Origin of the sequence: Streptomyces sp. WELS2, from assembly GCF_013870595.1 — a bacterium.
GTDB lineage: Bacteria > Actinomycetota > Actinomycetes > Streptomycetales > Streptomycetaceae > Streptomyces.
The window spans coordinates 1-9,356 of the sequence record NZ_JACBWZ010000190.1 but is presented as its reverse complement, the minus strand read 5'-3'; the positions used below and the strand labels follow the sequence as shown (position 1 = coordinate 9,356).

The following is a 9,356-nucleotide window of genomic DNA, read 5'->3' as shown; positions in this document are numbered from 1 at the left end:
TCGAAGATCCGCACGGGGTGGGTGGCGTCCCAGGCCGCCCAGCCGGGGTCCCCGGTCGTCGCGAACCGCACCCAGGCGGCGTGCATCGCGTCGCACAGCTCCTGCGGCGCGCCCTCGCCGGCCAGCTTCCTGGACTCGGGCACGCCCCCGGTGTCGAAGACGAACCCCAGTTCGAGGGCGTGGCAGGCGCCGAGGCCGGGCAGCCGGGAGGGCCACGCGAACTCGTACAGGTAACTGGCGCCGGGCCGGGCGTCGGCGAGCCGGTGCAGCGGCACCCGCAGCAGATGGTCGGTGACCATCTGGCCGACGATCTCGGCGGTTCCGGCGTCGGGGTCGAGGACCCGGTAGCCCCGCGGGATGTCGTGGCCGGCGTGGCAGCGGGCCATGGCCCCGGCCAGGGCGACCGCCCCGAGCCGGTCGACGCGCTCCAGCAGGCCGCCGGGCACCAGCCACAGCCGGTACTCGTCCCGGGTCCAGCCCATGAGCAGCTCGGCGTCCCGGGCGGCGGTGCCCTCCGCCAGCGCCTTCAGCGGGTCCCCGGGCACGAGGTCGCCGTCCACCACGATGCCGAACGCGGGACCGCCCAGCACCGGGCTGCTCAGCCGGCCGACCTCGGCCTGGGTGCGCAGCAGCAGACCGCGGTCGACGGCGGCGAACGCCTCGGCGGTCGCCGGTATCCGCAACCGCGCGGCCATCCGGCGCACCATGCGCCGTACCTTGTCGCGGTCCGAGACCTCGGGTGGTCCGCTCTGCAGCACCGCCCGCCGGATCAGGCCCTGCGTCCGGGGCGCGGCCAGCAGGGCACCGGCGCTGATGGCGCCCGCCGACTGTCCGCACAGGGTGATCCGGTCCGGGTCGCCGCCGAAGGCGGCGATCGTCTGACGCACCCAGAGCAGGGCGGCGAGCTGATCGCGCAGGCCGGGGTTCGGGGGCGCGTCGGGGAACAGGCCGTACCCCTCCACGCCGAGCCGGTAGTTGACCGAGACGCAGACGACCCCGTCACGTGCGAAGGTGCCGCCGTCGTAGACCGGCACGGCCGAGGAACCCCTGGTCAGCGCGCCGCCGTGCAGCCAGACCAGCACCGGGAGGCGGGCGCCGGGGCCCGGCTCGGGGGTCCAGACGTTGAGGTTGAGACAGTCGTCGCCGGGGATGTCCGGGTCGGACAGGTACTGGGCGAACGCCTCGGAGTACGGCGGTTTCGGCGCGGTCGGCCCGAAGGCACCGGCGTCCCGGACCCCGTCCCACGGCTCGGGCGGCCGTGGCGGGCGGAACCGCAGCGGGCCGAAGGGCGGGGCGGCGTACGGGATCCCCCGGAAGACCGCGATGCCCCGCTCGTAGCGGCCGCGTACGGCCCCGTAGGGGGTCGTGACCACGGGTCCCGTCTGGTCTGCCGCCATCGCCGCCAGCCCTTCGCCGCGGCCGCACCGCTCACCGGTGCGGACACCGTTCACATCAGAGCACCACACGGCGCGAACGTATTCCCGCGCCACCGCGCAGCGGCCGACCGCGTGATGTCGAGGGCCGGTTCGGCTGTCGTGCGGTGACCGCGCCCCGGGGGGATCGTTGGCCGGGCATGGACCACAGCACGCGTATCGCCGCGCCCCTCGCCGTGGCCGCGGTCGCCCTGGCCGCCGCCTACGGCACGGCCCATGCCGCCCGGCACACCCTCGCCCCCGCACAGCAGCGCGCCGCCGTGACCTCGCCCGCGAACTCGTCCGCGGTGTCGCCCGCCGACGAGCACGATCCCGAGGAGGACGTCGAACTCGACGAGAACGGCCGCCCCGACCCCGGAGAGGACTGAGCCCCGGCCAAGTTCGTCACGCGTGACGGCCGGCCACCTCCCTCGGGGTGCCCGGCCGTCGCTCGTGTTCCGTTGTCCTCCCGTCCCCCGGGGCCGCCGCGCTCCTCAGTCCTCCTCGTCCTGGTTCGGCCCGGCGAGGAGCGCCTCGACCACGTCCACGGCACTGCCGTCGTGGTCGCTGCCGGCGGTGCCGCTGCCGGTCTGGACGTTGCCCGTGCGATCGACTTCGAGCCAGGAGTCGGCTTCGGAGTTGTCGATCACGGTGATCAGGCTGTCGGACGCCACGGCCGGGACGGCGCCCGCGCCGAGGAGGGCGGCGGCGACCGCCGTGGCCATCCCGAGCGCGGATACGGCACGGGTCACACGCCCACACCCTCGGGGACGAGCCGGTCGGGGGCGATGTTGCGCTCCAGCAGGCTGGTGGCGGCCTTCACCCCGACACCGCTCGCGGGATCGACCTCCGGCAGCCGTCCGTCGGCCGCCTTCAGGCCGGCGAGCGCGGAGTCCATCGCCTCGTGGGCGGCGAACAGGCACGGGGTGCTGTAGATGGCGACGTCCACGCCGAGGTCGGAGAGTTCGCCGAGGGACAGCCGCGGCGACTTGCCGCCGGCGATCTGGTTGAACAGCAGCGGCTTGTCCCCGACCACCTTCCGGATCCGCTTGATCCACTCGACGCTGCGCACTCCGTCCACCAGCACCACATCGGCGTCGGTGGCCGCCAGCCGCTCGGCGCGGTGCAGGATGTCGTGCTCGTCCGTGGCGTCCGTACGGGCCACGACGACCAGGTCCTTGCGGGTCTCCAGGACCTTGTGCAGCTTCTCCAGGTACTCCTCCAGGGGCAGTACCTGCTTGCCGTCGGCGTGCCCGCAGCGGCGGGGCCGCTTCTGGTCCTCAAGGATCACCCCGGAGGCGCCGATGCGCTCCAGTCCCTCCACGACGTGACAGGCGACCTCGGGGTCGACGTACCCGTCGTCGATGTCCACCAGCAGGTGGTGGTGCGGGAAGGCGCCCCGCAGTCGCTGGACGAAGGCCACCATGTCGGGCCAGGCGATGAATCCGATGTCCGGCAGCCCGTAGTACGAGGCCGCGAAGCCGAAGCCCGAGACGAACATCCCGTCGTAGTGCTTGGCCGCGATCGACGCCGAGTACATGTCGTACACGCCGATCAGCGGTGTGGTCCCGGGCCCGGCGATGCGCTCGCGCAGCTTCTTACCGTAAGTCAAGGTCCGGCTCCTTCTGTGGGTGGGTGACGCGGGCAGGATGGGTCACGCGTCTCGACGCCCTTTGCCAAGACAAGAGCATCTCTAGGTACACACATGACCATCCCTCTACGCGAGCTTTAGTCACCCCAATGGAGGAACCGGTTCACCGAAGAAACGTTACTGAGTGGCTCCGGCCGCCCAGCCGAGTCCGCCGTTCAGGTGAGCCAGGAAGTCCGTATCGCGGTACGCGCCCGAGGCATGGCCAAGGGCTGTGTAAAACATCCGCCCGCCCGCTGGGCCCCGCTCGCGGCACCAGGCCAGCGGATGGTCCGCGCCCATCCCGCCACCGTCGTACGACGTCTCGTCCACGCGCAGCAGCGACCGCGCCGGGCCGCCGGGGACGCGGTCGAAGTCGTACCACTCGTCGGTGAACTCCCACACCGGCGGCAGATGCCGGGTGGCGGGGTGGCCGGGGTCGGTGACGAGGGCTCGCCCCGGCTGGTACGCGGGGTGCCGGGTGAAGCGGGCGCCGAGGAGTTCGCCGAAGTACGGCCACCCGTACTCGGTGCAGGCCGCCGCGTGCACCCCGGCGAAGCCGCCGCCCGCCCTCGTGTACCGCTCCGGCCGCGCGCGCCCGGCCGGGGTCAGCACCTCGCCGCTGGTGGACAGGAAGACCACGGCCGCGAACCCGTCCAGCGGGCGTTCGAGGTCCGCTGGATCCTCGGTGTGCTCCACGGCGAACCCCCCGGACGCCCGTACGGCGGCGACGGCATCCGGGATGGAGCCGTGACGGTAGTCGGCGGTACGGGTGTAGAGGAGGAGGCGAGGGGGCATGGCGGGGTCTCCGGAGGGCCGGTGGGGGCGCGGTTGAGGCTGTGGGGCCGGGACCGCTCCGGCCGGCCGGTCAACTGCTCCCGGGGACGCTGTTGTCGGGGGCTCCTTCGCCGTTGGGCGGGAGGTCGCCGCGCTGGACCGGGGCCGTCGCCGTGCGGGGCGACGGCAGGAGCGGGACGAGTTCCCCGGGGGTGGGACGGCGGATGGCGTCGGCGGCCCGGCGGAGCACGTCGGGCCCGACCTTCTCCCCGTACAGGCGCACCACTTGGCCCTTCACGGGGGCCCGGCAGACGTGGTCCTGCGGGCAGTCGACGGCGCTGCCCCGCTCCGCGTACAGGTGCAGGACGGCGCCGTTCTCCGCCCAGTACGCGACGGAGAAGCCGTCGTCGCCGTTCACCCCGATGGACTGCTGCGCGAGCGTGAAGCCGGGTACCTCGGTGACGTAGACGAGTTCCGGTGCGATGCCCAACGCCCGCAGTCGTGCGTCCATTTCGGCTCGCCCCGGGGTGGCGGACGCCGGTTCCCGGGAGCTCCCGCCGGCCGCGTGTGCGGAGCCCGGGGCAGCCGAGGCGGCACCGGACGCCACCGACTCGGAGCCGGCGGCCGCCGGCTCGGGGCCGGAACGCGCCTTCTCGGTGCCGCACGCGGTGAGCAGTGCGGGAAGGACGAGGAGCAACGGCAGGGCGCGTGCGGCACGGATCATGCCGCCCATGGTGCCGCACGGGCATACCGCGGGGCATCACCGGTCCCGTAACCTCTCGCGAGGTGGACGCCATTGCCCCGTTGCTGGATCATCTCGTGCGCGCCACCCCCGACTTGGCCGCGACGGTCGCCGGCTTCGCACGCCGGACCGGGGTCACGCCGGTGCCCGGCGGTGCCCATCCCGGACTGGGCACCCGGAACCATCTGGTCGGGCTCGGCGGCCGGAGCTATCCGGAGATCACCCGCCCCGACCCGGAGCAGCCCGAGCCCGCCGGACCACGGCCGTTCGGTGTCGACCGGCTGGCCGGTCCCACCGTGCCGACCTGGGCGATCAGCCCACCCGACCTGGACGCGGCGATCGCCGGTGCCCGGACACGCGGGGTCGGCCCGGGCGTGCCACGGCGGATGAGCCGCCGTACCCCGGACGGCACCGTACCGCGCCGGCGGCTGACCGACACGGACACCGGGGGAATCCCGGATCCGGTGCCGTTCCTGATCGGCTGGGGCGACTCCCGGCACCCGGCCGCCTCGGGCCTGCCGGTCACCCCGCTGCCGGCGGTGTCGGCCTCGGTACCCGACCCGGCGGCGGTACGGGTCCGGCCGGCCGCGCTGGGCACTTCGCTGGACCTCACCGAGGGACCCACCGCGTTCTCCTTCACCGTGCACACCCCGAACGGGCCGGTCGTCTTCGGCTGACTGCCGGAGCACCCTGCCGCGCGCGAACCGGGCCCGGTGCCCGGGCATCGGGTCAGGGCCCGTTTCCCGCGAGACGGCCGGGGGTCAGCCGCCCTGGCCGGCGCTGCCGATCGGACCGACCTTCACCGGGGTGCCGGAGCCGTCCGTGACGGGCAGGGTGGCGGCACCGGGCCAGCGGAGGGAGACCGACTTGGTCTCGTCCGGCGGGGTCACCACGAGCCCGGTGATACGGACGCCGGAGCCGCCCGAGTCGTTGACCGGGTAGGTGATGCCGAAGGCCACCGACTGACCGTTCTTGAGGACCACCCTGCTCGCCGGCTCACCGGTGCGCTTCGCGGACAGCGATCCCGCGTTGGTCTTCAGGTCGACACCCGCGTAACCCGACATCACGCAGTCCCGGCCGCCGCCGTTCGTGAACTCCACCACGACGGTGCCGCCCGGGTCGCCGTCGATGGTGTTGTCCGACGCCTTGACCTCCAGCTCGTCGGTGCGGCACTTGCCGATCTGGCTGCCCTTGCCGGATCCGGTCCCGGCGGTCGTGCCCTGGCCCCCGCCCGTCTTCTTCCCGGCGGCGATCGTCGCGCCGGCCTGAGCGGAGCCGCCCGATGCGGCATCTCCCTTCGAGGCGTCCGTCCCCGAGTCACCGGTCGAAGCAGCCGATGCGGGCGCGGCGGACGAGGTGCTCCGGCTCGTGGCGTCGCCGTCGCTCTGGCAGGCGGTGAGCGAGAGGCCCGCGGCGACGGCGATGGCTGCGATGGTGATCGTGTTGACGCGCATGGTGTCGTCCTTCGTGTCGGTCGGGGTGCCGGCCCGTCGGTCGCGGGCGGGGCTTACGAGTACCAAGAGGGGCCGGGCCCGGTTCATCGTTTCCTGTAACTACCCGCTGGTACGTCCCTGTTACAGGCGCGGGCCGGGTACGGCACGCGCCACCGAGGGGCGCACCCCCGTCCGCACCCACCGCGCCCCTTCGGTGCTCCCTGGCGTTCCGCCAGGAAGGACGAGGTCCGAGCACGGTGTGCCGCACCGCGCCGGGCGCTCCGCCGGGCCCGGGACGGCGGTTCCCACAGCGTTCCGCGACCGTTCGCAACAGCCGTCCGTTGGGACGGACTCATGACCTGGCGGACCTTGACCGCGGCGGGCTTCGCACTCGGAGCGCACGCGTCCGCGCGCGAACGGCGCTCGCCCCTGTGCGGCCGGACAGCCGCGGACGGTGTCCGATTCCTTCAAGACCGGCCCGTCGGACGCTGCCTACGGTGGCCGCATGACCGTACGCATCGCCGTGATCGGCCTGGTCGTCTCCGACCTGGCCGCCTCGCTCGCCTTCTACCGCCGCCTCGGGCCGGTGTTCCCGGAGGGGGCCGAGGAACAGCCGCATGTCGAGGCCGAGTTGCCCGGTGGGCTGGTGCTCGCCCTGGACACCGAGGAGACCATCCGTTCCTTCCATCCCGGATGGCGGCCGCCCGCCGGACCGGGGCGGGTCTCGCTCGCCTTCCGCTGCGGCTCCCCCGCCGAGGTCGACGCCCGGTACGAGGAGCTGGTGACCGCCGGTCACCACGGGGAGCTGAAGCCGTGGGACGCCTTCTGGGGACAGCGGTACGCCACCGTGCACGACCCCGACGGCAACCCCGTCGACCTGTTCGCGCCGCTACCCGTTCCCGGCGAGTAGCTCCCCGAGCGGCATCCCCGCCAGCCGGCGCACCTCCCGCGCCAGATGCGGCTGGTCCGCGTAGCCCGCGAGGATCGCCGTCTGCGCGTAGGGCGTACCGGCGCGGGCCAGGGCCAGCGCCCGCCGCAGGCGCAGGATCCGGGCCAGGGTCTTCGGTCCGTACCCGAACGCGGCCAGGCAGCGGCGGTGCAACCGGCGCTCGCCGACGCCGAGTTCGGCGGCCGTCGCCGATACCGGGCGGCCCTCGTCCAGGCACTCCACCAGCCGGCGCAGCGACGGGTCCGGGGCTTCCGCCTCCGCCGCCCGCTCCAGGGCGATGTCCTCAAGCGCTCTCGCCGGGTCCGGGGCCGACGTGATGCGGTCGCACAGCCGCCGGACCGTCGCCGCGGGCCAGAGGTCCGCCAACTCCACCCGCAGATCCGTCAGTTCGTTCGCCGGTACGCCGAGCAGCGCGGGCGCGGTGCCGGGGTGGAAGCGGATTCCCGCCCAGGAACGGGCCGGGCCTTCCGGGGCGTAGGGGCGGGTGTCGGGACCGGCGACCAGCAGTCGGCCCTCGCTCCACAGCAGGTCCATGCAGCCGTCCGGCAGCACGGGCCGGACGGCGGTGCCGGACGGCCTCTTCGTCCACACGACCGCGCCGGTCAGCCGTGAGGCCCGCTCCGTGTACACGGCGGCCAGCCTACGGGGCGCACGAGGCCCGCGGTACCCGCGGTGCCGTGGCAGGGGCGCCGAAGAGCGGGAGCGCGTGGCGTCTGCGGAAGCGGCGGGCGTAGCCGGCGCTGATCCCGGCGGCCAGGGCCAGCAGGGTCAGGGAGACGGCGCGGTCCAGCAACGGCACCGTGTCCGGCGGGAGTGTGGCGGCGGCGAGGGTACCCACGCCACCGTCGAGGAACTGCTCGGCTCCCCAGAGCAGGGTGAGGGCACGCAGCCCGCGGCGGAAGGGGGCACTGTCCTGCCAGAGTCCGGCGCGGGCACGGACCGCCTCGCCCCGGTGCATCCGCTGGCCCATCCGGAAGGCCAGGGGTCTGCTGGTGAAAGCGGTGCCGAGTGCCCAGGCGCCGACCGCGAGGGACAGCGCCGCGTTCTTGAACAGCAGGACGCGGGGGCCGCCGCCGATCAGGGACACCAGCGCGGCGGCGACGAGCAGCACCGTGAGGAACAGGTCCACGCCGTCGACACGGCGGTGCCGCACGGCTCCGGCGAGCAGATGCAGGGCCGGCGGTGCGCCGCCGAGCAGCAGGGCCGGGCCCTGACCGGCGCCGAGGGCACGGGCCGCGTAGTAGATGAGGAGCGGCAGGAGGATGTCCACCACGAGGGAGGACAGAGGGCCGCGGAGGGCGCCCCGGGGCCTTGGGCGCCTGGAGCCGGGAGGCCGCAGGGGCTTGGATGCTTTGGGTGGCTCGGGGGGCTGGAGTGACTGAGGTGGTCCGGATTGCTCGGGTGACCGGGGTGGTCCGGTTCGCTGCGGTGACCGGGGTGGCTCGGTGTGCCGCGGTGGCTCGGCCGTTCCGACCGGGCCGTCGGCGCTGATCGCCCCCGCGGTCCCGGCCGGCCTCCCCGTCGTACCGCGCTGGTCCCCGCGTCCCATCCGCTCCGCCATGTCCGCTGCCTCCTTTCCCGGTGCCAGAGCCGTGCCGGGCGATGCTGCGACGGTGACGGCGCCCGGCTGTCCTGCTGCGGCCGGACGGCTCCGGCCTGTGCGATCACGCTAGGCGCGGGGCGGGGACCGGCGGATCGGAGCACGGGTGGAGTGACGGGTGGAGATTCACAGGCCGGACACCGGCGCGTTCTCCACCGAGGGGTCCAGTCCCGAGGGTGGAAACGGCCGACGGCGCCGGGGGCCGTGGGGTGGCCGGGCGGGATGGCCGGGTACGGAGAGGCCGGGTGTGGAGAGGTCCGTCAGCGCTCACCACTCAGGACGCGCCGCGCTCCCGCCGTCCCCGTCACCGTCCGCGGTGCCGCTTCCGTTGATGCCGCCGTAACCGTTGACGTCGCCGTTGCCGTTGTGGCCCCCGTTCCAGTACTCCCCACCACCGGCACCAGCGTCACGCCCGATCCAGTACCCCCCGGCCCCGCCGAAGCCACCGTTCCCGGCGCCCCCGTGGCCGCCTCCATGGCCGCCCCCGAAGCCGCTTCCCCCGCCGAATCCGCCGGTGCCGTCACCGGTTCCGCCGGTACCCCCGCCGCTCCCGGTACCCCCGCCGGCCTCGGGGCCACCGCCCCCGTTCTCCCCGCTCCCCTTCCCCTTCCCGCTCCCGCTCCCGTTCCTGCGGTGCGAGTGATGGGGATTGCGCGCATGGCCGCGCAGGCGTGCCGTCACGTCTTCCGGAGGGAGGAAACGGGACCAGCGCTCGGGGAACTCGGAGGGCATGTCGGGGTCGTCGGGGTCGGCCTCGCGGAGTGGCTTCCGTTCGCCGCGGGTGCGGTACCCGCGAGCGTCAGAGGTCCCTCGTCG

Annotated in this window: 11 protein-coding genes and 1 pseudogene; 3 read left to right on the top strand and 9 right to left on the bottom strand. The window is 74.2% G+C overall.

The window, feature by feature from the left end:
• Positions 1–1,397: carboxylesterase/lipase family protein (locus H5J33_RS14120; protein ID WP_181795251.1), on the bottom strand; the 1,397-nt coding region annotated here is incomplete at its 3' end.
• A gap of 176 nt (positions 1,398–1,573) precedes the next feature.
• Here H5J33_RS14120 and H5J33_RS14115 point away from each other — a divergent pair.
• Positions 1,574–1,801 carry a hypothetical protein gene (locus H5J33_RS14115; RefSeq protein ID WP_181795250.1) on the top strand — a complete coding sequence of 76 codons (228 nt, stop codon included), beginning with the start codon at positions 1,574–1,576 and terminating at the stop codon, positions 1,799–1,801.
• Positions 1,802–1,906: 105 nt separating this feature from the next.
• On the opposite strand, the gene H5J33_RS14110 is transcribed toward H5J33_RS14115, so the two are convergent.
• The 4 genes from H5J33_RS14110 to H5J33_RS14095 all read right to left on the bottom strand — a co-directional run bounded on the left by H5J33_RS14110 (position 1,907) and on the right by H5J33_RS14095 (position 4,540).
• Positions 1,907–2,164, bottom strand: coding sequence for a hypothetical protein (locus tag H5J33_RS14110; protein WP_309485400.1), 258 nt, complete (start codon positions 2,162–2,164; stop codon positions 1,907–1,909).
• Positions 2,161–3,024: an oxaloacetate decarboxylase gene (locus H5J33_RS14105; protein ID WP_181795249.1), complete on the bottom strand. Its 864-nt coding sequence runs from the start codon at positions 3,022–3,024 to the stop codon at positions 2,161–2,163. The genes H5J33_RS14110 and H5J33_RS14105 overlap by 4 nt, the downstream gene beginning before the upstream one ends.
• A 156-nt stretch (positions 3,025–3,180) precedes the next feature.
• Positions 3,181–3,837, bottom strand: coding sequence for a ThuA domain-containing protein (locus H5J33_RS14100; RefSeq protein ID WP_181795248.1), 657 nt, complete (start codon positions 3,835–3,837; stop codon positions 3,181–3,183).
• 70 nt (positions 3,838–3,907) lie between these two features.
• Complete coding sequence (locus H5J33_RS14095) at positions 3,908–4,540, bottom strand: membrane lipoprotein (protein ID WP_181795247.1); 633 nt, start codon at positions 4,538–4,540, stop codon at positions 3,908–3,910.
• Positions 4,541–4,602: 62 nt separating this feature from the next.
• Here H5J33_RS14095 and H5J33_RS14090 point away from each other — a divergent pair, with 62 nt between their 5' ends.
• The gene (locus tag H5J33_RS14090; RefSeq protein WP_181795246.1) at positions 4,603–5,235 is read left to right on the top strand and encodes a VOC family protein; all 633 of its coding nucleotides are present in this window, start codon (positions 4,603–4,605) and stop codon (positions 5,233–5,235) included.
• A gap of 84 nt (positions 5,236–5,319) precedes the next feature.
• Here the strand turns inward: H5J33_RS14090 and H5J33_RS14085 are convergent, their stop codons facing one another.
• Entirely contained in the window at positions 5,320–6,012 is a 693-nt protein-coding gene (locus H5J33_RS14085) for a DUF4232 domain-containing protein (RefSeq protein ID WP_181795245.1), read from the bottom strand.
• Between the two features lie 484 nt (positions 6,013–6,496).
• Here H5J33_RS14085 and H5J33_RS14080 point away from each other — a divergent pair, with 484 nt between their 5' ends.
• Complete coding sequence (locus H5J33_RS14080; protein WP_181795244.1) at positions 6,497–6,901, top strand: VOC family protein; 405 nt, start codon at positions 6,497–6,499, stop codon at positions 6,899–6,901.
• Here H5J33_RS14080 and H5J33_RS14075 read toward each other — a convergent pair.
• The 3 genes and pseudogenes from H5J33_RS14075 to H5J33_RS38675 all read right to left on the bottom strand — a co-directional run.
• Positions 6,881–7,570 (bottom strand): helix-turn-helix domain-containing protein, encoded by a 690-nt coding sequence (locus tag H5J33_RS14075; protein WP_181795243.1) that lies wholly within the window; start codon positions 7,568–7,570, stop codon positions 6,881–6,883. The genes H5J33_RS14080 and H5J33_RS14075 overlap by 21 nt on opposite strands.
• A gap of 10 nt (positions 7,571–7,580) precedes the next feature.
• A complete protein-coding gene (locus H5J33_RS14070) occupies positions 7,581–8,213 on the bottom strand; it encodes a VC0807 family protein (protein ID WP_399552823.1) in 633 nt (210 codons plus the stop codon).
• Between the two features lie 945 nt (positions 8,214–9,158).
• Positions 9,159–9,356, bottom strand: a pseudogene (locus tag H5J33_RS38675) (hypothetical protein); the annotation flags it as partial.